This is a genomic window from Streptococcus sp. 4094 (assembly GCF_013277125.1).
GTDB lineage: Bacteria > Bacillota > Bacilli > Lactobacillales > Streptococcaceae > Streptococcus.
Window position 1 is genome coordinate 62,789 of the sequence record NZ_VMMI01000011.1, and the last position, 25,988, is coordinate 88,776.

The 25,988-nt window shown below is 38.9% G+C and carries 24 protein-coding genes and 1 riboswitch; all 24 genes read right to left on the reverse strand.

The genetic code is table 11. From position 1 onward, the window contains the following. Window positions 1-131: 131 nt before the first annotated feature. The 24 genes from HT721_RS03475 to raiA all read right to left on the reverse strand — a co-directional run bounded on the left by HT721_RS03475 (window position 132) and on the right by raiA (window position 25,981). Entirely contained in the window at window positions 132-1,475 is a 1,344-nt protein-coding gene (locus HT721_RS03475; protein WP_173212911.1) for a HAMP domain-containing sensor histidine kinase, read from the reverse strand. Further along, window positions 1,472-2,125 (reverse strand): two-component system response regulator RR06, encoded by a 654-nt coding sequence (gene rr06 / locus HT721_RS03480; RefSeq protein ID WP_173212913.1) that lies wholly within the window; start codon window positions 2,123-2,125, stop codon window positions 1,472-1,474. Before rr06 ends, HT721_RS03475 begins: the two co-directional genes overlap by 4 nt. A gap of 529 nt (window positions 2,126-2,654) precedes the next feature. Beyond that, a complete protein-coding gene (locus HT721_RS03485; RefSeq protein ID WP_173228938.1) occupies window positions 2,655-5,087 on the reverse strand; it encodes an ATP-dependent Clp protease ATP-binding subunit in 2,433 nt (810 codons plus the stop codon). Window position 5,088: 1 nt separating this feature from the next. Then, the gene (locus HT721_RS03490; protein ID WP_173228940.1) at window positions 5,089-5,547 is read right to left on the reverse strand and encodes a CtsR family transcriptional regulator; all 459 of its coding nucleotides are present in this window, start codon (window positions 5,545-5,547) and stop codon (window positions 5,089-5,091) included. 122 nt (window positions 5,548-5,669) lie between these two features. Beyond that, complete coding sequence (locus tag HT721_RS03495; protein WP_000136228.1) at window positions 5,670-6,395, reverse strand: ABC transporter ATP-binding protein; 726 nt, start codon at window positions 6,393-6,395, stop codon at window positions 5,670-5,672. Next, window positions 6,395-7,402 (reverse strand): ABC transporter substrate-binding protein, encoded by a 1,008-nt coding sequence (locus tag HT721_RS03500; RefSeq protein ID WP_173228942.1) that lies wholly within the window; start codon window positions 7,400-7,402, stop codon window positions 6,395-6,397. The genes HT721_RS03495 and HT721_RS03500 overlap by 1 nt, the downstream gene beginning before the upstream one ends. A gap of 38 nt (window positions 7,403-7,440) precedes the next feature. Further along, a complete protein-coding gene (locus tag HT721_RS03505; protein WP_001245124.1) occupies window positions 7,441-8,199 on the reverse strand; it encodes an ABC transporter permease in 759 nt (252 codons plus the stop codon). After that, window positions 8,162-8,452: a thiamine-binding protein gene (locus HT721_RS03510; protein ID WP_000647665.1), complete on the reverse strand. Its 291-nt coding sequence runs from the start codon at window positions 8,450-8,452 to the stop codon at window positions 8,162-8,164. Before HT721_RS03510 ends, HT721_RS03505 begins: the two co-directional genes overlap by 38 nt. A 68-nt stretch (window positions 8,453-8,520) precedes the next feature. After that, a riboswitch (TPP riboswitch) is annotated at window positions 8,521-8,623 on the reverse strand. An 82-nt stretch (window positions 8,624-8,705) separates the two neighbouring features. After that, complete coding sequence (gene cbpD / locus HT721_RS03515; RefSeq protein ID WP_173228944.1) at window positions 8,706-10,067, reverse strand: choline binding-anchored murein hydrolase CbpD; 1,362 nt, start codon at window positions 10,065-10,067, stop codon at window positions 8,706-8,708. Between the two features lie 141 nt (window positions 10,068-10,208). Continuing rightward, a complete protein-coding gene (locus HT721_RS03520) occupies window positions 10,209-10,475 on the reverse strand; it encodes a Veg family protein (RefSeq protein ID WP_000128619.1) in 267 nt (88 codons plus the stop codon). Then, window positions 10,472-11,830, reverse strand: coding sequence for a replicative DNA helicase (gene dnaB, locus HT721_RS03525; RefSeq protein WP_173228946.1), 1,359 nt, complete (start codon window positions 11,828-11,830; stop codon window positions 10,472-10,474). Before dnaB ends, HT721_RS03520 begins: the two co-directional genes overlap by 4 nt. A gap of 43 nt (window positions 11,831-11,873) precedes the next feature. Next, entirely contained in the window at window positions 11,874-12,326 is a 453-nt protein-coding gene (gene rplI, locus HT721_RS03530; RefSeq protein ID WP_000864214.1) for a 50S ribosomal protein L9, read from the reverse strand. Continuing rightward, window positions 12,323-14,296, reverse strand: a complete 1,974-nt coding sequence (locus HT721_RS03535; RefSeq protein WP_173228949.1) for a DHH family phosphoesterase — start codon at window positions 14,294-14,296, stop codon at window positions 12,323-12,325. Before HT721_RS03535 ends, rplI begins: the two co-directional genes overlap by 4 nt. A gap of 203 nt (window positions 14,297-14,499) precedes the next feature. Then, window positions 14,500-15,438: a DUF561 domain-containing protein gene (locus HT721_RS03540; RefSeq protein WP_173228951.1), complete on the reverse strand. Its 939-nt coding sequence runs from the start codon at window positions 15,436-15,438 to the stop codon at window positions 14,500-14,502. A 105-nt stretch (window positions 15,439-15,543) separates the two neighbouring features. Continuing rightward, complete coding sequence (locus tag HT721_RS03545; protein ID WP_173228953.1) at window positions 15,544-16,461, reverse strand: MBL fold metallo-hydrolase; 918 nt, start codon at window positions 16,459-16,461, stop codon at window positions 15,544-15,546. A gap of 3 nt (window positions 16,462-16,464) precedes the next feature. Continuing rightward, on the reverse strand, window positions 16,465-17,577 hold the full coding sequence (locus tag HT721_RS03550; protein WP_173228955.1) for an acyl-CoA dehydrogenase family protein: 1,113 nt from the start codon (window positions 17,575-17,577) through the stop codon (window positions 16,465-16,467). Window positions 17,578-17,592: 15 nt separating this feature from the next. Continuing rightward, window positions 17,593-18,501: a LysR family transcriptional regulator gene (locus HT721_RS03555; RefSeq protein WP_173228957.1), complete on the reverse strand. Its 909-nt coding sequence runs from the start codon at window positions 18,499-18,501 to the stop codon at window positions 17,593-17,595. A gap of 297 nt (window positions 18,502-18,798) precedes the next feature. Next, window positions 18,799-19,452, reverse strand: a complete 654-nt coding sequence (locus HT721_RS03560) for a 3-oxoacid CoA-transferase subunit B (protein WP_050242829.1) — start codon at window positions 19,450-19,452, stop codon at window positions 18,799-18,801. Between the two features lies 1 nt (window position 19,453). Further along, window positions 19,454-20,176: a 3-oxoacid CoA-transferase subunit A gene (locus HT721_RS03565; RefSeq protein WP_050242830.1), complete on the reverse strand. Its 723-nt coding sequence runs from the start codon at window positions 20,174-20,176 to the stop codon at window positions 19,454-19,456. Between the two features lie 16 nt (window positions 20,177-20,192). Continuing rightward, window positions 20,193-20,972, reverse strand: coding sequence for an enoyl-CoA hydratase-related protein (locus tag HT721_RS03570; protein WP_050242831.1), 780 nt, complete (start codon window positions 20,970-20,972; stop codon window positions 20,193-20,195). Window positions 20,973-21,577: 605 nt separating this feature from the next. Continuing rightward, window positions 21,578-22,756, reverse strand: coding sequence for an acetyl-CoA C-acetyltransferase (locus tag HT721_RS03575; RefSeq protein WP_050242832.1), 1,179 nt, complete (start codon window positions 22,754-22,756; stop codon window positions 21,578-21,580). Window positions 22,757-22,773: 17 nt separating this feature from the next. Further along, window positions 22,774-23,619 (reverse strand): 3-hydroxybutyryl-CoA dehydrogenase, encoded by an 846-nt coding sequence (locus HT721_RS03580; protein WP_050242833.1) that lies wholly within the window; start codon window positions 23,617-23,619, stop codon window positions 22,774-22,776. An 81-nt stretch (window positions 23,620-23,700) separates the two neighbouring features. Next, on the reverse strand, window positions 23,701-24,909 hold the full coding sequence (locus HT721_RS03585) for an acyl-CoA dehydrogenase family protein (protein ID WP_173228959.1): 1,209 nt from the start codon (window positions 24,907-24,909) through the stop codon (window positions 23,701-23,703). 523 nt (window positions 24,910-25,432) lie between these two features. Then, window positions 25,433-25,981 (reverse strand): ribosome-associated translation inhibitor RaiA, encoded by a 549-nt coding sequence (gene raiA / locus HT721_RS03590; RefSeq protein WP_050073478.1) that lies wholly within the window; start codon window positions 25,979-25,981, stop codon window positions 25,433-25,435. Between the last annotated feature and the right edge of the window lie 7 nt (window positions 25,982-25,988).

Consider the following 25,988-nt stretch of genomic DNA (forward strand, 5'->3'; position numbering starts at 1 on the left):
TATGTTAACCCAATATGAATTGAAAAAGAAAAAGAACGAAAACTGATTCCGTTCTTTGATTTACTCTATCACTACCATTCAAACTATGCTTCCTTAAATTATCCTCAAGTAAGAAAAGAGTCTTACTAAAGCTAACTATCTGGTAACAAGCAGATTTTAAATTCCATCCCTTGTTCATAAGGCAAGAAACTATAGGACATACGATGACTCTCTAAGATATTCTTAACAATATAAAGACCCAATCCTGATCCTGTTTCTCTATCTGTTACAATTTGTGAATGGTAAAAAATATCAAATAAATGTTCTAACTCTTCCTGATTCAACGGAGCACATGTATTCCTAATAGAAAGATAACCATCTTGCTCAGAAATAGTCACAATGCCAGATTGATCTGAGTACTTGATAGCATTACTGATAAGATTTGTCAAGACTTTATCCAAAGCCTTCAAGCTCATCCTTACTTTTGTATCAGTAGTCAACTGATTATCAATCACAAGATTTTTAGAAAATGCCAATTCCTGATATCGAGACAAAACATCTGTCAAAACGGTATTTACCATTAAAATCTCACTGCACTCTGTCCATTCTTGAAATTTAGAAGATTCCAACACTTCCTCTAGCAAGAAACTCATCTGATCGATTTTATCAATACTCTTTTCAAGATACTTAGGATGATCTTTATAATCCCCCACATTGTATTGCATATTTTCTAAGATAATCCTGAGAGTAGCTAGAGGTGTCTTTAATTCATGTGATGCTCCACGGACAAAGGAAACCTTTTGATTTTGCAATTTTACAATTTGCTCATTACGATTTTCCAACTCATGAATAACCTTCAACAAGTGCTCATACACACCATTAATCTGTTTTCCAACTTCACCAACTTCATCTTTTCTGCTTTCATCAAAACGAATATTATCATCCAAATCTTGCATCTTACTAGTCACTTCTGAAATGTAAAAAAGAGGATTGAGCAAGCGTTTCGTATAAAAATAAGAAAACACAAAGGAAAAAGCAATTGTAACCAAAAATGTATAGGGGAGATACAAAAGCAAAATATTCTTTGCTTCTTTGTAGATATCCACTCCCTGCACAAACTGCACCGTTACCTGTTTACCATCTGCTGTACTAACAGGCATATCTAACATCACGATATAATTTGATAGCTCTCCATCTTTAATATCTAAGTCATGCACAAGAGGGAGCCGCTTATCCAAGATATCTCTTTTAAGGTGAGCAGATATAGTCAAGGACTTTGAATAAGACTGGAGTAAGCTTGGAATTTCATCAGCTGTCTTAGTCTTTAAATACTCCGTAAACACTCTTGCACTCTCATTAAACTTTTCCCCCTCCAATTGAATATAATAAAAAGGAAAGGTCAAATAAATAGCTATATGAATGACTAGACCAACACCACCTAGAATTGCAAAACTTCTTAAAAAAGACTTGGTTAATAATTTAGGATTTTTTATCATAAGCTAATCTTATACCCAACATTTTTCACAGTCACAATGCAATCTAAAGCCAATTTTTTGCGAAGAGTACGAATATAGACATCAACGACCCTATCACAAGGTAAATCAGCTACATCTTTTGAAATTTCTTCCAATATCTGCTCTCTACTTAAAACTTGATTTTTATGCTGAATCAAACACTTTAGTACCAATAATTCCTTTGGCTTGAGATCAATTTCTTCATTTTTATAATGTGCTTTGTAAGAGGTAAAATCCACTGTTGCATCCTGATATTGCCAAAGATCCTCTATGACGTAGTAACGTCTGATAAGAGCTTTAATACGCTTGGCAAGCAGTACCAAAGAAAAAGGCTTTGTCACATGATCATCAGCATAGAGATCAAATACCTGTGACTGAGTAGTTTCATCTCCCAGAGCACTCAAGACGATGACAGGAATATCGTGCTCTTGATTGATTTCTTTTAACACTTCAAAACCACTCTTCCTAGGCATCATTAAATCCAGTACCATGAGATGGATAGGGAGATCTTGAAATTTTTCCAAGGCCTCTTGTCCATCCTTAGCCATAATGACATGATAACCCTCTTCTGTCAAAAATGCTGCAATTCCTTCTCTAATCATTTCCTCGTCATCTACAACTAAAATGTTCATCTCTCTCCCTTTCTACTACCAGAACTCTACACATCTATTTCCTGTATGCTATTTGAAAATTTCCTACCAGCCTATCATCTATGATAATGGAATGGATTTCATTTATCCGCTACTTTTTTTGTCAACAACAACGTCAATACAAGAAAATCATTCATCTTGCAGCTTAGTTTGATTTTTCAAATACCAGCTAGAACGGATTTAATAGGCAAAAAAGAAACAGGTCTCTTTTGAAAAGATAAAAATTTCAGATAATACTGCTCTTTTTCTACTACACACGCTCTAAGACAAATGCGATGGAGGGTAATAAACATATGAATTTTGGGTTGAATAGTGAAAACCACGGATCCTTTAGAAGCTATAGGTTTTAGTTTCATACTCTTCGAAAATCTCTTCAAACCACGTCATCTCTATCTGCAACCTCAAAACAGTGTTTTGAGCAACCTGCGGCTAGCTTCCTAGTTTGCTCTTTGATTTTCATTGAGTATCACTCCACTGTGACTTATGGTCAGATGCTGATACTTTTATTCTTTTATACAATATCAAATTTTAACTGGCCTGCTTTGACACCAATCTTAAGTGTGCTGCCTGCCACCAAATCTCCCTTAAGAAGAAGTTCTGCCAACTTGTCTTCCACTTCTGTTTGTAGGGTTCTGCGAAGTGGACGAGCTCCCATCTCTGGGTCATATCCTTGATTGGCCAACAATTTCAGTGCGGAAGCTTGTAATTTCAAGTCAATGCCTTTTTCAGCCAAACTTGCCACTAAAGGTTTGACCATAATCTTCACCACTTCCTGCATATGTTCGCTAGACAGGCTATGGAAGACCACCTTTTCATCAATACGGTTGATAAACTCAGGTCTATAAGCCTTTTTCAGCTCTTCGAACATGCGTTTTTCCATATTTCCCTGATCAAAACGAATATCCTTAGACCCAAATCCGACAGTCTTGTCATCACGAAGGGCTGTCGCACCAAGATTTGACGTCATGATGATAATGGTATTTGAAAAATCAACCTTGCGTCCCTTGCTATCGGTCAAAACACCATCGTCCAAAACCTGCAAGAGAACATTAAAGATATCTGGGTGGGCCTTCTCTACCTCGTCAAAGAGGAGAACGGAATAGGGTTTGTTGCGAACCTTCTCGGTCAACTCTCCACCTTCTTCGTAGCCCACATAGCCCGGAGGAGCGCCATTGAGACGGCTGGCTGCGAATTTCTCCATATACTCACTCATATCAAAACGGATAAGAGCTGATTCGTCATCAAAGAGGACTTCTGCCAGAGCCTTGGCCAATTCGGTCTTACCGACACCTGTCGGTCCTAGGAACATAAAGGAACCAATCGGACGCTTGTGACTGCGAATCCCTGACTGGTTGCGGCGAATCGCACGGCTAATGCTTGAAACAGCTTGATCTTGACCGATAACACGTTTGTGCAGTTCAGCTTCCAGATTCAAGTATTTTTTAGCGTCCGTTTGGGTCAGTTTTTGGACTGGAATACCTGATAAACGACTCAAGGTGGTCAAAATATCAGACTCTGTCACCAAGTCTTTATAGACAGGTACTTCCTCTTCTTTTGCGATTAGCTGGGCTGCCTGTTTCCACTTGCCATCCATCAAGGCCTTGTCAGCTGGACTCAAGTCAGAATCGTCTGCTTTTACATGCTTTGATTTATTTTGCACTGTTGCTGCTGCCTCATCCAAGAGATCGATAGCAGAGTCTGGCAAATGGCGACTGGTTAAGTAACGATGAGCCATCTTAACCGCTATTTCAACCGCTTCATCTGTGATTTGCACACGGTGATGTTTCTCATAAGTCGCCTTCAAACCTTGCAAAATGGTCATGCTGTCTGCAACACTTGGTTCTTCAATCGTTACTTTAGCGAATCGACGAGAAAGGGCCGCATCTTTTTCGATGTGTTTTTGGTATTCTTCCTGAGTGGTCGCACCAACCGTTCTCAAAGTTCCACGCGCCAAGGCTGGTTTCAAGATATTGGCCGCATCCAAAGTTGAATCAATACCGCTACCAGAACCCATGATGGTGTGGAGTTCATCGATAAAGAGGATGACTTGGCCATCTTCTTCAATATCCTTGATGATATTGTTCATGCGTTCTTCAAAGTCACCACGGAAACGTGTCCCTGCAACGACATTCATCAAATCAAGCTCTAACACGCGCATCTTAGCCATTTCCGTAGGCACATCCCCACTAGCAATACGCTGGGCAAGACCAAGCGCCAGAGCAGTTTTCCCGACACCAGCATCCCCAACCAAGACAGGATTATTCTTAGTCTTACGGCTTAAGATTTGAATCATACGGGATATTTCTTTGTCTCGACCGATGACTGGTTCTAACTTGCCAGAACGCGCTTGCTCTGTCAAATCATGCGTATAATCCTCGAGACCACCACTCGGAGTCTGTGGCATGCCCATCATATTAGCCATAGAATTTTGCTTATCAGCTACTGTACGATGGCGTTGGCGTAAAGCCTTGAGGTCTTCACGAGTCCAACCTGCACGTTCTTCTAGATTTCGACGTAGGGCAGCAATCTTGACCTGATCTTTCTTGTCTTCATAAGAAAAACCAGCCCTCTCCAAGATACGAGTCGCCAAGGCATTTCCATCATGCAAAATCGCATAAAGGACGTGCTCCGTCCCTAGCACCTTAGCATGGACCACTGACGCTACATACTCTGCTTCATCAAAAAGAACCTGCAAACGATGGGAGAACGGCAACTCCGTAAAAGTTTCATCCTGGCTATAGTCCGTTTCAGTCAGTTCCAAAGCGACTTCTTCTAAACGGTCCATCTCATATGGATAATCATTTAAAGTCGCCCCTGCCACACTATAACTGTGATTGGACATGGCAATCAACAAGTGCCAAGACTCTAGGTAACGAGCTCCAAAATGGCCAGCAACCATGTAGGCACTGTCGATACATTCATTCAATGCTTTTGAATAGTTCATCTTACTTCCCTTTTCTATCTATCTCTTGTATGACCTGTCGTAGCATATTAGCTCGACGGACTGGAGCTTCTTCTCCTAGAACGCGATCCAAAGCTACTGCCATCAGCAAATTCATCTCCTGCTTGGTCATCAATTCCTGCTCAACCAAAAGCTGCAGAATATCCTCATAAATTTCTTGACTAACTCGCTCACCAATTGAGTAAAGCAGCTCCCTGAGCATTTCATGATGACTCGAAAACTCAATCCGTCCTATCCGAATATAGCCTCCACCACCACGCTTACTTTCAACCAAGTAGCCTCTACTTTCCGTAAAGCGTGTCTTGATCACATAATTAATCTGACTAGGAACAACCTGAAAAGTATCCGCCAACTGACTCCGTTGCAACTCCACAATTCCAGATTGATCTAAAATCGCCTTGATGTAGGCCTCAATATGATCCGATGTATTTTTAAATCTCATTACAAACCCACCTCTCTCTTTAAACCTTGACTATCTTTGACTATTATACCGAAATTTTCTCATTTTTAAAAGAAAAAGGGCGCTAGTAAAGGATAATCTTCACCAACTCCCTATTTTTCTACTTATTCTAAGCCTAATTCTGCTAAGATTTGACGTTTGTAGGTAATCTTTTGGACTTCCTTGTCCTCATCTTCAGACCAATCTAGTTTAATTTCTGAAACAATCTGCCCAGGGCGATTTTTCAAGATATAGATGCGGTCGCTGAGATTAAGGGCCTCCTCTATACTATGAGTAATAATCAATGTTGTCAGCTGCAACTGTTTGTGAATCTCAAGGTACCAAGCGTGGAGTTCCATCTTGGTCATCTCATCCAAGGCGCTAAAGGCCTCATCTAAGAGAAAGAGCTTGTGCCCGAAAAGGTAAGTTCGAAGCAAGGCCACACGCTGACGCATCCCTCCGCTAAGTTCATGGGGATACTTGTCTCGTACAGCTGTCAACTGGAAGGTCGCAAGAATGTCATCCGCTCGGGCAATAGATTCCGCCTTATCCACTTTTTGAATCAAGAGGGGCAAAATGATATTACCAAGCACCGTCTTGTGCTCCAAGAGCAAGTCCTTTTGCAACATATAACTCACGCGCCCCTTGGGATTTTCTTCACCATCAAGGACAATTCTCCCTGACTGAACTTCTAAAATCCCCGCAATTAAGTTGAAAAGCGTAGTCTTACCAACACCACTTGGGCCTAAGATAGAAACCACTTCTCCTGAAGTCACCTGCAGGTTAATGTCCTCTAAAATCCTCTCTTGACCATAGGCATAACTGACGTGTTCTAGTCTAATCTCTGTCATTATTTCACAAATTCGTTGGTGAAGCCTTTGTCTGTCAAGTCTTCTTTAAGGATACCATTTTCTTTATCCCATTTGTAGAAGGCATTCCAGCGAGCTGCATCAAATTGACCCCATTTTTCCTTGTCGCTTGCGTATTCTTTTGACAAGTATTTTTGAGATTCGATGACAAAGTCACGTTTTTCCTTGAGTTCAGGTGCATTTTTGATGAGGATATCAGCTGCTTCTTCTGGATGCTCCATAGCATATTGGTAACCTTTTTTGATAGCTTGGATGACTTTACGAGCTTCTTCTTTATTGTCTTTCAGATAGTCGTTGTTTGCGATGATAACTGGTGAATAGTAGTCAAATTCTTTAACGTAGTCTTTCAAGTACATGAAATTAGCATCTACACCTTGAGATTTAGCAAGAATTCCGTCCCATCCATAGTAGATCCAAGCAGCATCAAAGACGCCATTGGCAATCGGTGTGATTGAGTTTGAGTCGTTGTTTGGTACTTTTTCAACTTTTTCAAAGTCTCCACCTTGAGATTCTACTAAGGTTTTCAACATAGCAAGTTCAGTTGGGTCATTCCAAGTTCCGTATTTCTTCCCAACCAAGTCTTTTGGACTGGTAACATTGTCAGATTTACGTGAGATGATTCCTGATGTATTGTGTTCAACAATAGCTGCAACGGCAGTAATTCCTGCCCCTTTTTCTAACTTCTTAGCCATGTAGTCTTGGAAATACACTGCAAATGGTGCCTTACCATTGATAACCAAGTCAGAAGAACTTTCTTCTGGTGGCAATTTCAAATCAACATCCACTCCAGCTTCTTTGAAATAACCTTTTTCCTTGGCAACATAAAGCCCTGTGTGGTTGGTATTTGGTGTCCAGTCTAGGATAAAGTCGATTTTCTTGAGTTCTGCCTCTTTGTTGTCCTTAGAAGCAGTTCCTTGACCACAGGCCACAAGCACAACAGCTACAAGAACTGTCACAAGCGTTAAAAACACTTTCCATGTTTTCTTCATTCTAATTTCCTCTTTTCTTTTTTTGAAACATTCTAATTCTACGAACGTTTCCATTTAATAACATATTTTTCACTAATATCGACCAGCTTCATACCCAAAAGGCTGATAATCGATACCAGAATAATAATAGCGAACATGGTATCATACTGAAACAGTTTTTTGGACTGAATCATATAAACACCAAGACCCTCAAAGCCTCCTAACCACTCAGATACCACTGTTGTGATAAAGGCGTAGGAGACACTGACCCTCAGACCTGCATAAAAGTAAGGCAGACTGACTGGAATTTTAAAATGCCACAGGATTTGCCAAGGTTTGGCCCGCATCAGACTAAACAAGGTCAGCATATCCTTGTCGCAATGCCTAAAACCGTCCAAAATACTGACGATGATAGGAAAGGTTGTCGTCAAAATAATCAAGACAATCTTGGGCAGAATCCCATAACCTAGCCACAAGACCAAGATAGGAGCTATGGCAATGGTCGGAATGGTCTGAACAACCACCATCATAGGGTAAATCAGGTCATTGAGCCAAGTTAAACTATCCATAAGTACAGCCATGAGACAGGCAATCAAGACTCCCAAAATCAGTCCCAATAAAGCCACTCTCAAGGTCGCCCAGCTATGGTGCCAGAGAAATTCTCTGTCACGAACAAAGGACTGGAGAATTTCAAAAGGTGTCGGCAGGATAAACTTGGGGAGAAGTTTAAGAAAACCTGCTAACTGCCAGATTGACAAGACTCCCAGAAAGCCCAATAGACTAATGTGTCGTCTCAGTATACTTTTCAAGTTTCTCATCAATACTTAAAATCTCTCCTACATTTATTTTGACATTGGCAAAGACATTATCTGCCTCCTGCCCTGCCACTTCCAGCGCTTCTTTGAGAATACGCATGAGCTCATCAAACTCCCCTTCCAAGACCGTTTCAAATGGTGTCACCACCATCGTCACTTCTTGAACTTGCAGATAAGCAATGACCTGATCGATAACAGCTATCCGATCAATCCCCTGCGCTAGGGGTAAAACTTGCAAGGCAATGCTTGCTTTCATAAAAACCTCCTCTTCTCGTTTTCCTTTGACAAAAAGAAAAACCTTTGCCATATATGGAAAAGGTCAAGAATAGACTAAGTATCGTTCCCTACGCTGGCATTACCCAGATCAGGTGCGGTCGAAGTTTAACACTTCCTCTCAGACTGTACACAGACTCCCATATATTATATAGATATATGATAGCGCAAAATACAAAAAATGTCAAGGAAACTGCTTACAGAAAAGAGCAGGAAAAATTTCCTACTCCAATTTTCTATACTCGTTCTCCATCACTGTTTACTCTGTAGCCATCCACCGTCGTATTAACAGCTAAGACACCTGAAGAGTAAGAATAATACCACTTACCAGAAACTTGATACCAGCCTGTTTTCATTGCCCCTGAACTATCCAGATAATACCACGAGCCATTTTCCTTTAACCAGCCTGTCTGCATTTCACCAGATGATTTCAAATAATACCAACTAGAACCATCCTTCAACCAGCCTGTTGATTTAGAGCCATTTGATTTGAAATGATACCAACTACCATTTATTTTCTTCCAACCAACAGTTGAACTACTATTGGATCCATAGCTAGAGATGTTTCCTGATTGGTTCTGATAATTTTGTGAAGAAGTCACTCCCTCTAGCTGTATATAGCGACGACTTCCGTTATAAGCTGTATAACTCAACCACTTGTATCCATCTTTTTCGAGAATTTGATCATAATGAACCTTCTCCCCAGGATAATAGTAATCAATCGCAGTTGCGCTAGCTAGTGGCTGATTTTTGATAGCAGACTTAAACTTGAAATAATGTGTTCCTCCTGTTGAAGAAAGAACAGAATTACCTAGAGGATTTTTATTCACAGCCTCCAATTGAACATAACGATAGCTTCCGTTATAAGATATATAACTCAACCACTTGTACCCATCTTTTTCAAGTACCTGATCATAATGAACACTCTCACCTGAAGAATAATATGCAATTGAAGTTGCACTAACTAAAGGTTGATTTTTTATGGCTGCCTTATTCTTAAAATAATGAGTTCCTCCTGTAGAAGAAGGTTGACTATTGAATACTTTGCCACTACTTACTATATTACCCCCAGCCAAATCTTTAAAATGAATAAATCCTGTCATCGTATTTGCTTTTATACTTCGTTTATTATAGGCTTCTGTATAACCATAGTTATATTCCTCGATCTCAATCTGATCTCCCATTACATTTGACACCCAGGCAACATGCCCATAAGTTCCTGCAGTAGACCAAGCAATGGAGCCAATCGTCGGTGTATTATCTACACGATAGCCTTCACGACGAGCACGATAGCCCCATTCATTCGCATTTCCATAAGCCCTTGGAATCTCAAAACCATTGACATTACTCAAACGAAAGGCTGCAAAAGAAGTACACTGACGAGAATACATGCGCCACTGATCAATCTCCTGGCTCCCATTTTTATAATAAACAGGATAATCATCCCCACGCGCAATCGATCCATTTCCGCCAGAATAGGCATAGACACTATCACCCGCTGCTAGCATCAATCCTACTACTAAAAAAGGAACAACCTTTTTAACCGACTTTCTAAAAGAAAATCCTGTCTCTATTACTTTAAATGATGAACTTTTCATTCTTCCTCCTTGAAATAGTATAGTACTCAATGAAAATCAAAGAGCAAACTAGGAAGCTANNATTTTCGAAGAGTATAAATCGAAGATTGCCTTCACTTAAACTATTCGGAGAAAAAAGAAAAAGTGAGAAAATTTCTCACTTTAGTCGAGATAATGAATTAGATTTTTTTCTGTAAGGATATCTGAGTAAGTAAAGGATTCAACGTAAACATTAGCTTGTTTATCTCCTTCCACATTCCCAAATTCCACAATAAATAGGGATGGATAAACTTCAATTAACTTACCCAATCTATTTTTTTGGCGCTTACGCCCATTTTCCAAGGTCATTTCGATTACATGACCCTCATGCGCCTTGATTTCCTCTTTAATTTTTTTCATCTTAGCTACATCTGTAAATGCGTCTGTCATCTTATTTCCTCCCTTTTTGAGATACTTGAAAATTTATTGTATTCTTTTTGGAAAATCAATTCCACCGTTCCACGAGCTCCACTACGGTTTTTCTCGATAATAACTTCCACCTTATTATTTGGGATACCGTCCTCTTCTTCACCACCACGCTCATAGTAATCGTCACGATAGAGAAAGGCTACGATATCAGCGTCCTGCTCAATAGACCCAGATTCACGAATATCAGACAAGACTGGTCTTTTATCCTGACGTTGTTCTACCCCACGAGAAAGCTGACTAAGAGCGATTACTGGAACCTTCAATTCCTTGGCTAGGATTTTCAACTGACGTGAAATTTCTGAAACTTCCTGTTGACGGTTTTCTCGCCCAGTTCCCGTGATCAATTGAAGGTAGTCTATCAAAATCAAACCAAGATTGCCCGTTTCTTGAGCCAGTTTACGAGAACGAGAACGAATCTCTGTAATCCGAATCCCTGGCGTATCATCGATATAGATACTTGCATTCGCTAGATTCCCTTGAGCAATGGTATACTTTTGCCATTCCTCATCGGTCAATTGCCCCGTACGGATAGAATGCGATTCAACCAACCCTTCTGCCGCAAGCATACGGTCCACTAGACTTTCCGCACCCATTTCCAGTGAGAAAATAGCTACCGTCTTGTCCAACTTAGTCCCAATATTCTGAGCAATATTCAAAGCAAAAGCTGTCTTACCAACCGCCGGACGAGCTGCTAAGATAATCAACTCCTCCTCATGAAGACCAGTCGTCATATGATCTAAATCACGATAGCCTGTCGCAATACCTGTAATATCGGTCGTTTGTTGCGAGCGAGCTTCCAGATTTCCAAAGTTGACATTCAACACATCTCGAATGTTCTTAAATCCGCTTCGATTAGCATTTTCACTGACATCAATCAGGCCTTTTTCTGCCTGAGCAATAATTTCATCAGCTGGTTGTGACGCTTCGTAAGCTTGGTTGACAGACTCTGTCAACTTGGCGATTAAACGACGTAGCATTGCTTTTTCTGCAACGATTTTAGCATAATACTCCGCATTAGCAGAAGTGGGCACAGAATTGACAATCTCAACTAGGTAAGACAGGCCACCAATATTCTGCAAATCACCTTGATTATCAAGGATAGTACGAACCGTTGTTGCATCTATAGCATCACCACGATCGGATAAATCAACCATAGCTTGGAAAATCAAACGATGGGCATACTTAAAAAAGTCCCGAGACTCAATATATTCTCGCACAAAAACAAGCTTACTCTCATCAATAAAGATAGCCCCTAAAACGGATTGCTCAGCTAAGATATCTTGAGGTTGTACTCGTAACTCTTCTACTTCTGCCATCAGACTTCCCTTCCTTTTACAATCTTGTCAAGAAGGTGTAAACTTATCCTTCTTTCACACGAAGATTGATTACACTTGTGATATCTTGATAGATTTTCACTGGCACATCAATCAAACCAACCGCTCGAATCGGAGCTTGTACTTGAATATGACGTTTATCAATCTTAATTCCAAATTGCTTTTGCAATTCTTCTGCAATCTTCTTATTGGTAATAGAACCAAAGGTACGACCATCTGGACCAACTTTTTCAACAAATTCTACAACAGTTTCTTCTGCTTCAAGTTGGGCTTTAATTGCTTTTGCTTCTGCAATCATCTCAGCGTGAGCTTTTTCTTCAGATTTTTGTTTACCACGAAGTTCACCTACAGCTTGAGCAGTCGCTTCTTTTGCTAGGTTCTTTTTGATAAGAAAGTTTTGCGCATACCCTGTTGGTACTTCCTTAATTTCGCCTTTTTTACCTTTTCCTTTAACATCTGCTAAAAAGATTACTTTCATTCTTCTTTCTCCTTTTCCTTTATTTCATTTAATACAATTTCTGTCAGTTTTTCACCTGCTTCTGACAAGGTTAAATCTTTAATTTGAGCTGCAGCTAAATTAAAGTGGCCTCCACCGCCTAACTCTTCCATAATCCGTTGTACATTCAGCTTACTACGACTGCGAGCTGAGATAGAGATAAATCCTTGTGTATTCTTCGCAAGAACAAAACTCGCTTCAATACCTGACATAGCTAACATGGCATCTGCTGCCTTACTAATAACAACTGTATCATAGCATTTCGAGTCCTTAGCCTCTGCTATCAATACATCGGAACCTAATTTACGCCCCTGTAAAATCAGTTCATTGACCTCACGATATTCTTCAAAATCTGTCGCAGCGATTTCTTGGATAGCAATACTATCACTTCCGCGCGTTCTGAGATAGCTAGCAACATCAAATGTCCGACTCGTTACTCGCGAGGTGAAATTTTTAGTATCCAACATCATACCAGCCATCAAGACGCTTGCTTGCATACGACTCAAACGATTTTTCTTAGAATTCTGGAACTGAATCAATTCCGTTACCAACTCACTGGCACTGCTTGCACCACTTTCGATATAAGTGATAACTGCATTGTCTGGGAAATCCTGATCCCTTCTATGGTGGTCAATAACGATGGTCTGTGTAAACAAATCATAAAATTCTTTTGATAATGTTAAGGCTGTCTTTGAATGGTCTACAAGAATCAACAAAGAACGATTGGTCACCATCCCCATTGCATCCTTAACAGACAACAACTTCGTAACTCCTTCTTTTTCTAAGAATGAAACAGCTCGTTCAATATCTGGAGACATTTGTTCTTCATCATAAAGAGCATAGCTATTTTCAATCACATTGCTGGCAAACAACTGCATACCTACAGCAGAGCCCAAGGCATCCATATCTAAATTTCTATGTCCAACTACAAACACTTGATCCACACTACGAATCTTATCAGATATGGCTGTCATCATTGATCGAGTACGGGTACGAGTGCGCTTGATGGACGCAGCCGACCCACCGCCAAAGTAGACTGGATTTTTCGTTTCATCATTCTCCTTGACAACCACCTGGTCGCCACCACGTACTTCAGCCAAGTTCAAGTTGAGCAAAGCAACTTTCCCTATTTCATCATGATTTCCATCGCCATAAGAAAATCCCATACTTAAGGTCAAGGGCAACTGTCTCTGTTTCGACTCTTCTCTGAAAGCATCAATAACAGAAAATTTATCATTCATCAAGCCCTCAAGCACCGTATAGTCAGTAAATAGATAAAATCGATCCATACTTACCCGACGAGAAAACATCATGTATTTTTCTGAAAACTCTGATATAAAATTAGCTACAAAACTATTGATTTGACTAATATCTGACTCAGAAGTTGCATCCTCCAAATCATCATAATTATCCACAGACACAATTCCAATCACTGGTCGACTCGTTACCAATTCATCTGTTATGGCTTGTTCCCTGGATACGTCTACAAAATACAAAACACCGGAAGAAGCATCCATATGAACAGCATAACGCTTCTCACCCAGCTTGGCATAAGTAGACGGATTTCCTACTGAAGCCTTGATAATCGTTTGAACAGCTTCTAAATCAAAATCGCCATCTTCCTTGGTCAAAATCAATTCAGCATAAGGATTAAACCACTCAACCTCTCCAGAAGATAAATTCAATTTCATAACACCTACAGGCATCTGTTCCAATAGAGATGTCAAACTTTCTTCCGCTTGGTGATTTACATACTGTATCTGTTCTACATCACTCCTTGTATAATGCACTCTCAGTTTCTTAAATAAAAAAACATAGCCTCCTACAAAAAGAAACAAAATTAAAAGCGTCAACAGATTATTATTAACAAAAATAATGAAAGTGGATAAGACTCCAAACGCAATCAATCCTACTAGAATAGGAAAGAATGGACTTACATAAAATTTTTTCATTCCAAACCTCTTGGCACCCATTATACCATAATCCCCCTCAAAAAGCGACTTTTAAAGAAGTTTATGGCTATTAGCATTAACAGTTTAGCTGTGAGTTTATACATTCAATCTCTATTTCTTCTTGATTTGAACATAAAAAATAGAGGAAGAAGTAGTCATCCTCTATTTTCTTCATTAACGATAGTTTCTTTAACTAAAAGAGACTATTCTCCAACTTCTATCTGAAGACCTTTCAATCTTTCTTGTGCTTGGCTTACAATAGACTCTATAATAAACTTACAAGGTTTGATTTCTTTGACTAACCCCGCAATCTGACCACTCATCATTGAACCATTTTCTGTATCTCCTTCATAAACCGCTTTAGAAAGAGATCCGATAGTAATTTCCTCTAATTCCTCACGGTTAGTTCCTTTTTGCTCTAATTCAATATAATGATCAGTCATGGCATTTCTGATGCAACGAACTGGTGCCCCAGCAATCCGTCCAGTAACAGCAGTTGCCGTGTCATTTGCCTCCAAAACTGCTTCTTTGTACTCTGTAGCAATCGGACACTCATCTGAAGCTAGAAAAACAGTTCCCATCTGCACACCTGCTGCTCCTAAAGCAATGGCTGCAGCTAGTCCTCTACCATCCGCAATTCCTCCTGCTGCGATAACAGGAATCGTAACAGCATCTACAATTTGCGGGATAAGAGCCATAGTATTACTTTCTCCGATGTGACCACCTGCTTCTGAACCTTCTGCAATAACAGCATCAACTCCGAGTTCTTGCATTTTTTGAGCATGTTTCACACTAGCAATAACTGGAATAACCTTAATTCCAGCTTCCTTCAAATAAGGCATGACATGTTTTGGTGTTCCCGCTCCAGTTGTAACAACAGGCACTTTTTCTTCGATAATAACTGTAACAATATCTTTGATATTCTTCATCATCAACATAATATTGACACCAAAAGCCTTATCTGTCAACTTTCTTAACTCACGAATTTCTTCACGTAACTGTTCTCCAGTCATCCCACCAGAGGCAATAATTCCCAATCCCCCAGCTTCTGATACAGCTGCAGCTAATTGATAATGAGAAATTTGAGCCATAGCTCCTTGAAAAATTGGATATTTAATTTGTAAAAGTTTTGTAATAGACATGTGAATACTCCTTTATTTTCTGTTGCTTCTTGTTGGCGTATGGGTAGTCATCCCACCTGATCCAAGTCAACAAGAAAATGAAATCATTTGTCTCCTTATATACGACTATCCTAAAAAAATTGGTTTGCGATCTTGCCTATCTGTAAAAGGAATTATTGGAGGTCGAGAGCGTGGCACATAATCTACAAATTCTTTACCTTCTTTATCAAACTGGGCGACTGCTAAAAATTGATCATGATAAAAGAAAAATTTATAGTCATTTTCAAAAGCTTGACGGAGCCACTTCTCTTTTGCCAAGATTGATTTCATAGGGTAATCATCCACTGCAGGAACCCACAGAGAATTCCGATGAACATGTGTCAACATCAAATCTCCCATATGAATCATCGTATCCCTTCCTTGTTTCAATAGAATAATACTATGACCATTACTATGACCACTCGTACGAATCATTTGAATTTCTGGAATCACATTAATGTATTCTGAAAAAGTTGTTACTTGCTTTTCAATTGGTTCCCAGTTTTCTCTAAGATAAGTGCCTTTTGTCCGATTATTAGGATTTCGCATTTCATACCATTCGACATCGTTTACAATGATTTTTGCTTTGGGATACTTGGATACCAAGTCTCCAGAGACATCCCTATAGGTCAAACCACCTGAATGATCATGATGCATATGAGTCATGAGAACAACATCAATCTGACTAGTAGTCAATCCTAAGAGTTCCAAACTCTCCTCAACCCTGCTCTCTGATAAAATACCTAAATTTCGTCTTTGTTTTTCTGATAATTTAGCTGTATCAAAACTAGTATCAATAAGGTAATTTTTCTCCTTATATTGAATCAAAATTGGATCTGTTAGCTCAGCCATCATATTATCCTCATTGGTTGGATAATAGCGCGACCATACAACTTTAGGAACAGGGCCAAAAAGTGTTCCTGCATCAGTTAATTTATCTGCACCACGTAGCCAAGTCAACTTCATATCATGGAACTGGTATTCCTGTAGTGTGAGATTTGTCATTCTTTACTCCTTTAGCCACTGACAGGCAATTCGCTTGCGAATCGAATCTCCTGATTTACCATACATTTCAAGCGTTTTAGCATCTTTTAAATATCGGTCAATGGGAATATCTTCCACAGTATGCAGGGGGCTCATCAACCGAATAATATCCTCAGAAATCTCCAAGGCAACTTTTGTTGTATAAAGTTTAATCTGACATACAAACAAAAGTGCATCTCCCATGTTATCTTGATACGAATTAAAATACGCTTTTGCTGAACACAATTTTGTATACAAGTCTGCAAACTGATACTGATAAACAGTTGCATCTAGTAAACGCTTGCCAAACCCACGTTTAACTTTCACAAAAGACAATCCTTTTTCAAATGCACCTTCAGCAACTCCGAGGGAGACTGCACTAAGACCAAGCTGTAATTTTTGAAGAATATCATTCAACTGTTCATCACCTGATAAGCTCAAAACCAATAATCTGTCTTGCGTCAGAAGCACATTGTCAAAGGCAACAGAACTGATGGGTAACCCCTTTAGACCTGGTTTGCTAATGTCATCACCAATAACAACACCTGGGTCTCTTGTATCGACTATGAAAAAACCAAAAGAATCTTTTCCCCCATCTGCTTCTATCTTCGCAAGTATCAATAAAATATCAGCAAATCGACAATTAGACACAATTGATTTTTCACCTGATAAACGCCAACCAGTAGCTGTTTTCGCAGCAGTAGTTTCAATTACTGACAAACTTTCCATAGATTTTCCTTCAGAGAATCCCAAGCCTACTAATCTCTCACCTTTTACTAATGATTCAAGATAGTGAGACTGCTGGTCTATGGTTCCAAAACGCATAAAAGGGTAGATTCCATAGTAAGCTTGAGTCAATAAAATTGTAGAAAATGCTGGAAAATACTTTGCAATCAGACGAATAAGAGTTAGAAAAGGTACAATCGCCCCATCAAGCTGACTATCTACACAAGAGGAAAAAATATTATATTTATCAATAAATTTAGAGAGCAACTCTTTCGGAAATTGATTTTCATCCTCCCTGTTCCTCAAATAGGGTAAAAGTAAATTCCGTAACTCTGCATCCAGTTCATGCTCCAAGGCATTATTATCAATCATCATCTTCACCTCAATTTAATTATCAGCAACAGGTTGGTAATAATCCCTCAATAGCTCTTCGTAAACATATGATTCAACCTCACTATAGGAAGGTTTATATGGTCTACAAAACCAAATATTAAATGGAATCGAATCTTTAAAAGTCACTGCTTTAAAGCGACTACTATCTACTAGATGGCTAATCGGTTTAGGTAAAATCGCGATTAAGTCCGTTTGGTAAGTTGACTCAACCAAAAAGTCCCATGTAGAGGAAAGATAAGCAAATTTAGGAGAAATTCCCTGTGAAGCGAATTTTTCAGTAACCAAATCATAAGTAGTAAAGGACTTATTAAAGGTTGCTATCTCATAGTCAGATATATCTGACCATTCCAGCAATCCTTTATCTGAAAGTGGATGATTTTTATCCATATAAGCAACATACTCATCCAGTTGGATAACATGCTGATCAAACTTCTTTGTATCCAACAAGGTAGGCTCAATCAAAAATGCTAGGCTCAAATCTCCTTCCGTCATTTTTTGACGAATTTCTTTTCCCCCTCCTTCTGTCACTTGTATATGGATATGAGGGTTATTTTTGAAAAATTGTGGAAGCAAACTAGCAAAATACACACGTAAAATCAAGGATGGAATTCCAAGGTTTATTGTCCCTTTTTGTTTTTGCGCTTCACTATGAATCATGGAAAGCATTTCTTCATGACGATTCACAATCTCAGTAGCAAACCGATAAATCTTTCTTCCAGCTCCAGTGAGACTTTCTAATCTCCCATTTTTTCTATGAAATAACTGAACCCCTTCAGTCGCTTCAAAATTTGTTACAAACTGACTTAAGGCAGACTGACTGATGTGGATTTTTTTCGCAGCAATGGAAAGATTACATCCACATTCTATAATATTGATAAAATAATTCATTTGAATAATATCCACTGGCCAATCACCTCTCTTTCCTTCGCTACTATAGATACTATCTTTTTCACCAAACTTATACGCAAACAGGAAACTCTAAACTAACACAAGCTCAGTTCTATCTCCGTTATTTATACAAGCTACCCAATAATTAAATCTTATAGCAAATCATATAATTTAGAAATCTTTCAACCTCTTTTCATTAGGTATAGTCTGTTAGATAACTATTGCACTCTCATTTATAAATCGCTTACAAAAGTTATCAATATATATCATACCACACTATGAAAAAAATAGCTTCCTAACGATTGCTCATTATCAAATAGGCATGATTTTCAAATCATCTGAAACAATAACATCTCCGTCTGTCTTTTCAAGGACTTCCTCTAAAGTCACACCAGGAGCTAATTCCTTCAATAAGAATTTACCATCTTGGATTCCAAAAACAGCTAAATCAGTAATAATCAAATCCAATACTCCTTTAGCTGACAAAGGAAGGGTACACTCTTTCAACAATTTTGATTGACCATCCCCTGTCGTATGTTGAATCGCACCAATAACACGTTTTGCTCCAACAAGTAAGTCCATAGCACCACCCATACCTGGGGCAAACTTACCTGGAATAATCCAGTTTGCGATACTACCGTCTTGGCTCACTTCAAGTGCACCTAATACTGTAGCATCCACATGACCTCCACGAATAATCGCAAAAGATGTTTGCAAATCAAACAAGGCGGCTCCTGGCAACAAGGTGATTGGGGCACCTCCCGAATTTGCCAAGTTTGCATTGTATCCATCTTTGGTAGGGGTTTCCCCAAAACGAAGAGCTCCATTTTCTGCTTGAAGAATGACATTAACTCCCTCAGGGATATAATCGGCAGATGCGTTTGGAATACCAAAGCCCAGATTCACAACATCCCCATCTTTAAACTCAAGCGCCACACGTCTTGCAATAATTTCTTTTGCCTTCATTTTAGTTTACCCCCGCAAGTTTCTTAGTCTCTGTCCACAAATCACCCATCATTTTATGATGCTCTTCTGGAGACAATCCCTGAACAACATAATCGACAAGGATACCTGGGATGTAAATATCATTAGGATCAATTTCTCCCACTTCTAACAACTCATTAGTTTCTACAATGACTGTATTAGCTGCCAAAGCTAGCTGAAGTGAAATATTTTTTGTCGTACCGTCCAAGTATAAGTTTCCATACTTGTCTGCCTTCGTAGCCTTAATCAAAGCTACATCAATCTTCAATGGATCATAAATTAAATATTCTTTTCCATTGCGAGTAACCTTCTCCTGATCTTTTTCCAAAATAGTACCTACACCTGTTGGTGTCAATACTGCTCCTAGACCAGCTCCAGCTGCATGTAATCGTTCAACAACAGTTCCCATTGGAGTAAATTCAACTTCCATATTTCCACTGAAATACTCGTGTTGAGCTGCTGCAGACGTTCCTACGTGAGCTGCAATGTATTTTTTAACTTGGTGATTTTCACAAAGACGCCCCACACCGACTTCCTTACCAGGTTGAGATGTTACGACTGATACCAATGTCAAATCTTGCTGGTTTTGAGAAACCAATTCTTCAATTAATTCAAGTGGTTCCCCTACTCCAAGAAAACCTGAAATTCCTACTTTATCTCCTGAGTGAATCAAGGAAATTGCATCCGATAATGTTACAACTTGCATCTTCTATCTCCTCTTTCTATTTACGCTGAAACTCAGCTTTGCGTTTCTCAACAAAAGCGCGCATTCCTTCTACCTTATCTTCTGTTGAGAAGAGGAGAGCTTCAGCTTCTGTTTCTAATCGAATCGCATTTTTCAGTGGGAGTTCTGATCCAACTTGAATAATATGCTTGGCTTTTTCAACTGCCAAAGGAGCGTTTTTCATAATAGAGACTGCCAATTCCTCAGCTGCTGTCAACAATTCCTCGGCTGCCACCAATTTATTCAAGATGCCTAATTCATAGGCTTCTTGACCTTTAACCATTCTAGCAGTAAAAATTAGTTCTTTTGTCTTGCTGGTACCAATTAAGCGAGACATTCTTTGCGTTCCAGCAAATCCTGGAATAATACCTAGGCCTACCTCTGGAAATCCTACAGTGGTCTTTTCATAACCAATACGAATATCTGTTGATAGAGCTAATTCCAAACCACCTCCTAAGGCATAACCGTTTAGAACTGCAATAGTTGGTTGCGTTAGTTCAGATAGACGGGTAAACGTATCATTAGCATAGGTCATATAATCATGTGCTTGGATAGGAGACATTTGATCCATCTCTTTGATATCCGCTCCTGCAACAAATGCTTTTTCACCTTGTCCAGTCACAATCACAACACGAATATCATCACTTGCTTCAATTTCGTCTAAAACATGATTTAAGTCAGTCAAAACTTCTGAACTTAAAGCATTCAAAGCTGCTGGACGATTTATTGTAAGGTAACCAATCCCATTCTTCTGCTCTAATAAAACTGTTTTACTCATTATTCTGCTCCTACTTAATTTTTTTTGAGTACAGAGTACAGTGTCAACAAATACCGATACCAAATGTAAGAGCTTACATTTTTATGATAACTCATTTAAATCAATCCGTCTACTTAATCTTAGTTTATAATCCTATAAGTACAACTTATAGTTTAATTTTGCTTCAAATAATCCCCATCAAATGAACGATAACAATCACATAAATACATATATGACCATTAAAAAAATAGTTCATTTCAACAATATCAACTACCTTAAGTCTAGGAAAATATATAGCGAAGTGAATCTGGACTAGTGCAATATCGTTTCTAAACTAATTGATTTGAATTCAAAAATTAAATTGTTAAATTCTTGTTTCACTTTAATATAGAAGTTACTTCTTAAACGCCTTTTCCTAACAGCTCTACTACAATTCTTATCCAGCAGACTTAGATCTTAATTTAATCTATGTTCCATGGCTGCTACTAACTTACACTATCAAAAATACCTTATCACGCAGCATCATGAAGAGCATGCGTGATAAGGTATAAGAATTATCAGTTTCCAAATAAAACTCTATTTAATAATGGTATATTAAAAGAAAGACACACGACATAAATAGTTCATTAGCGTTCAACGATAAGAGCTGTGCCCATACCGCCTCCAATACATAGAGTCGCTAATCCAGTTTTGGCATCGCGCTTCATCATCTCATGTACAAGAGTCACTAGGATACGACAACCTGAAGCCCCGATTGGATGACCAAGAGCAATAGCACCACCGTTAACATTGACAATATCTGTATTGAAACCAAGCGTTTTACCAACCGCACAAGCCTGGGCGGCAAAAGCTTCATTTGACTCAATCAAGTCAAGATCATCAACTGTCAAATTGCCTTTTTCAAGAGCCTTGCGTGTCGCATAAATCGGTCCACATCCCATAATCTTAGGATCCAAACCTGCGCTTGCATAAGAACGAATGCGAGCAATCACTGGAAGTCCTAATTCTTCAGCTTTGTCAGCACTCATGACCAAGACAGCTGCTGCTCCATCATTGATACCAGAAGCATTCCCCGCCGTAACAGAACCGTCTTTTTTGAAAACAGGACGTAACTTAGACAAGCTTTCCAAGCTGGCATCTTTTCTAGGAAATTCGTCTGTATCAAAGACAACCGGATCTCCTTTACGTTGCGGAATGACCACTGGAACAATTTCTTCTTTAAAGCGTCCAGATTCTATAGCTGCCACTGCTCTTTTTTGTGATTCTAAAGCAAGAGCATCTTGATCATCTCTGCTAATACCATATTCTTCAGCCACATTCTCAGCTGTAATCCCCATATGATATTCGTTGAAGGCATCAGACAACCCATCTTTAATCATGGTATCAACAACGTTAGAGTCTCCCATGCGTCCTCCCCAGCGGAAGTTTGGCAATACGTATGGAGCTTGACTCATATTTTCTGCCCCACCAGCTACGATAATATCAGCATCCCCACACTGAATAGCTTGAGCAGCCAATTGTACTGCCTTCAAACCTGAACCACAAACCTTATTGATAGTAAAAGCTGGTGTAAATTCAGGGAGTCCTGCATGAATACTCATTTGGCGAGCCACGTTTTGACCTAAACCTGCGCCTAGGACATTCCCCATGATCACTTCATCTACCTGCTCTGATTTAATATTCGCTTTTTCCAAAACACTCTTAATTACCAAAGAGCCCAATTCGACAGCTGAAATATTCTTCAAGCTTCCTCCAAAGGAACCCAAAGGAGTACGTACCGCCGATACAATAACTACATCTTTCATGACTACCTCCATTTTTTCTAGTAAGTAAAGAACCCTTCTTTTGACTTACGTCCCAATTTTCCAGCCTCTACCATTTTCTTCAAAAGAGGAGCAGGACGGTATTTTTGATCACCAAATCCTTGGTTCAAAACACCCATAATTGCAAGGCAAACATCCAAGCCAATCAAATCGGCCAAAGCTAAGGGACCAATAGGATGATTCGCACCTAGTTTCATTGCCTCATCTATTTCTTCAGCACTAGCAACTCCTTCTCCTAAGATATAAATAGCTTCATTGATCATAGGAATCAATACACGGTTTACTACAAATCCATAAGAATCTTTAACATCAACAGGAGTTTTTCCAATTTTCTTTGTAAGTTCACGGATTTCTGCCACTACTTCATCCGAAGTCTGCAAAGCTTTAATCACTTCAACTAATTTCATCACTGGAGCAGGATTAAAAAAGTGCATTCCAATCACACGTTCTTGGTTCTTAGTTGCGGCTGCAATATCTGTGATAGATAGAGAGGAAGTATTTGATGCTAGAATTGTTTTAGAATCTGTGATTTCGTCCAATTGTTTAAATATACTGAGTTTAATATCACGATTTTCAGTCGCAGCTTCAATAACCAATTGTACATTTTTCGCGTCTTCGTATGAAGTAGAAGGAATTAAATTGGCAACCACTTTGTCTTTCTCATCTGCAGATAGACGTCCTTTTTCAACCGAACGTTCCAACTGTTTTGTTATGTTGTTCAATCCTCGTTGAACAAATTCTTCTTTGATATCATTCAAATAAACCGTAAATCCAGCTTGAGCAAATACTTGAGCAATACCACTTCCCATCTGACCAGAGCCAATTATCATTACATTTGAGATCATTTTTTCTCCTTTTTATTCTAAGTAAATCACATTATGAAGCAAGAACGATTGAAAACAAACCCTTCAATCGTCCTAGTTCTATTAAACAAATGCACCCAATCCAGTAATTTCACGACCTACAATCAAAGCATTGACTTCGTGCGAACCTTCATAAGTATAGATTGATTCCGCATCTGCAAAGAATCGTGCCACATCTGTTTCCAAAGTAATACCATTACCACCACATGTTTCACACGCAAGAGCTACTGTTTCACGCATTACTAAGGAGTTATGCATTTTCGCTAGAGCAGAATTGAGCATCAACTCATTACCCTCTTCCTGCATTTCAGCAATACGAGTTGAATATGCAAGAGCTGCTACAGCATTGGCTTGCATTCTAGCTAATTTTTCTTGAACAATTTGGAATTTGGCAATCGGACGTTTAAACTGTTGACGGTCTTTTGCATATTTAAGAGCTGCCACATATGAACCACATGTTACTCCCATAGCAATGTGCGCTACATCGGCACGAGTAAATGTTAGAATACGTGCTACATCTCCAAATCCATTGATGTTAACCAAACGATCTGAGTCTGGAACTTCTACATTCTTCATTGTAATATGACCATTGCGGATACAACGCAGTGCAATCTTATGTGGAATAGGCTCTGCATGGTAGCCAGGGGCACCTTTACGGACAATAAAGCATTTCACCTTACCGTCTGCCACATCACGAGCAAATACAGGAACAACATCTGCTGTATCTGAACCACCAACCCAACGCTTTTCTCCGTTCAAAATCCACTTATCTCCAACACGCTCAGCAGTTGTTGATAGACCACCAGCAATATCAGATCCAGAAAGCGGTTCTGTTAAGGCAAAACATCCTTGCCAGTCAAATGAAGCTAACTTAGGAAGAAATTCTTTCTGTTGTCTTTCATCCCCACCCAATAAAATAGTGTTATAGCAAAGTCCTCCATGAACTGTATAGAACGTTGCGATTGAAGCATCGAAGCGAGCTAGTTCCAAATATAAAAATGTGATGTACAATTCAGATGGTTTATAGCTTCCTTCACGACCTTCAAACAATTTTGGATTGTTCATGATTTGAGCACCCTTAGCGACAGCATAAAATTCCTCAAATGGGAAATCAGGTTTTTCCCAGTATTCGTTGATAACTGGACGTAGATGTTTTTCAATCAAACGACGAGTTTCTTGTAGTACTTCAGCTTCCCCTAATGTTAAACCATCAGCGTAATGAAAGAGATCCTCAGGATATAGTTCACGTAAAATTTCTTGTTTTGTTGCCATAGTTATGACTCCTTCTTTTATTTTAAGAACGCTTACATTTTATTGCTCGCTATTTGTTGACAAGTCCATTCTATCGCTTCAACCAGTATTTTGTCTACTTAATAAAAATGAATAGAGCTATAAGTTGAATTTATAGATAGTTCTTCCACTTACTTTTTGAAAATTTATCCATAGAGACAAGCCATCTCTCTTATATGAGCAATAACTTTTTCTTCCAAACTTCCATTCTACAATCTACACACCCTCTAAAGTCTCAGTAATTATTTAGATATCTATTACTCCTCATAGCTACTTGTATTACAAAAGACAAAATAGATAAAAAATACTTAAACTAAACACAGTCGCTTTATATAGTGAAATAAAATCTAAACAAATTGACTAGGAAATTCAATCCAATTACTAGCAATATTTTAGCACCTAAGACGTTCAACTCTAATTTCAATTAGCTACACAAACTCCCTCTTCCTTGAAATATAAAAAGTGATTTACCCGAAAGTAAACCACTTTTTATATTTCATTTTTCTTAAGATTCTTTAACTTCTAACAAGCCAATCTCGCCATCCTCACGACGATAAATCACATTGGTTGTCTGATCTTCAACATCCACATAGATAAAGAAATCATGTCCCAACAAATCCATCTGTAGAATAGCTTCTTCCAAATCCATTGGTTTTAAATCAATTTGTTTTGAACGAACAACTTTAGACTGGACAACATTTGAATCTTCCACCAAAGCATCTGTAAATAATTGACTAGTTGCTACCTTATTTTTATTTTTACGCTCGATTTTTGTTTTGTTTTTACGAATCTGACGTTCAATTTTATCAGTTACAAGGTCAATTGAACCATACATATCTTGAGACACATCTTCTGCGCGGAGAGTAATAGATCCAAGCGGAATCGTTACTTCCACTTTAGCTGTTTTTTCACGATAAACTTTTAAGTTAATTCGGGCATCCAACTCTTGTTCTGGCTGGAAGTACTTTTCGATCTTTTCGAGTTTAGAAACTACATAATCACGAATTGCTTCTGTTACTTCTAGGTTTTCACCACGGATACTATATTTAATCATATGAGTA

Coding starts and splice junctions, on each gene's coding strand:
- HT721_RS03510 (WP_000647665.1), bottom strand. CDS start 8,452: ATGAAAGCAAGCATTGCCTTGCAAGTTTTACCCCTAGCGCAGGGGATT.
- HT721_RS03495 (WP_000136228.1), bottom strand. CDS start 6,395: ATGACAGAGATTAGACTAGAACACGTCAGTTATGCCTATGGTCAAGAG.
- HT721_RS03485 (WP_173228938.1), bottom strand. CDS start 5,087: ATGAACTATTCAAAAGCATTGAATGAATGTATCGACAGTGCCTACATG.
- HT721_RS03570 (WP_050242831.1), bottom strand. CDS start 20,972: ATGAGTAAAACAGTTTTATTAGAGCAGAAGAATGGGATTGGTTACCTT.
- HT721_RS03580 (WP_050242833.1), bottom strand. CDS start 23,619: ATGATCTCAAATGTAATGATAATTGGCTCTGGTCAGATGGGAAGTGGT.
- HT721_RS03505 (WP_001245124.1), bottom strand. CDS start 8,199: ATGAGAAACTTGAAAAGTATACTGAGACGACACATTAGTCTATTGGGC.
- HT721_RS03500 (WP_173228942.1), bottom strand. CDS start 7,402: ATGAAGAAAACATGGAAAGTGTTTTTAACGCTTGTGACAGTTCTTGTA.
- rr06 (WP_173212913.1), bottom strand. CDS start 2,125: ATGAACATTTTAGTTGTAGATGACGAGGAAATGATTAGAGAAGGAATT.
- HT721_RS03540 (WP_173228951.1), bottom strand. CDS start 15,438: ATGTCTATTACAAAACTTTTACAAATTAAATATCCAATTTTTCAAGGA.
- HT721_RS03475 (WP_173212911.1), bottom strand. CDS start 1,475: ATGATAAAAAATCCTAAATTATTAACCAAGTCTTTTTTAAGAAGTTTT.
- HT721_RS03490 (WP_173228940.1), bottom strand. CDS start 5,547: ATGAGATTTAAAAATACATCGGATCATATTGAGGCCTACATCAAGGCG.
- HT721_RS03585 (WP_173228959.1), bottom strand. CDS start 24,909: ATGGCAACAAAACAAGAAATTTTACGTGAACTATATCCTGAGGATCTC.
- HT721_RS03545 (WP_173228953.1), bottom strand. CDS start 16,461: ATGACAAATCTCACACTACAGGAATACCAGTTCCATGATATGAAGTTG.
- raiA (WP_050073478.1), bottom strand. CDS start 25,981: ATGATTAAATATAGTATCCGTGGTGAAAACCTAGAAGTAACAGAAGCA.
- rplI (WP_000864214.1), bottom strand. CDS start 12,326: ATGAAAGTAATCTTTTTAGCAGATGTTAAAGGAAAAGGTAAAAAAGGC.
- HT721_RS03535 (WP_173228949.1), bottom strand. CDS start 14,296: ATGAAAAAATTTTATGTAAGTCCATTCTTTCCTATTCTAGTAGGATTG.
- HT721_RS03550 (WP_173228955.1), bottom strand. CDS start 17,577: ATGATTGATAATAATGCCTTGGAGCATGAACTGGATGCAGAGTTACGG.
- dnaB (WP_173228946.1), bottom strand. CDS start 11,830: ATGGCAGAAGTAGAAGAGTTACGAGTACAACCTCAAGATATCTTAGCT.
- cbpD (WP_173228944.1), bottom strand. CDS start 10,067: ATGAAAAGTTCATCATTTAAAGTAATAGAGACAGGATTTTCTTTTAGA.
- HT721_RS03520 (WP_000128619.1), bottom strand. CDS start 10,475: ATGACAGACGCATTTACAGATGTAGCTAAGATGAAAAAAATTAAAGAG.
- HT721_RS03565 (WP_050242830.1), bottom strand. CDS start 20,176: ATGCAAGTTGTAACATTATCGGATGCAATTTCCTTGATTCACTCAGGA.
- HT721_RS03560 (WP_050242829.1), bottom strand. CDS start 19,452: ATGAAGGCAAAAGAAATTATTGCAAGACGTGTGGCGCTTGAGTTTAAA.
- HT721_RS03575 (WP_050242832.1), bottom strand. CDS start 22,756: ATGAAAGATGTAGTTATTGTATCGGCGGTACGTACTCCTTTGGGTTCC.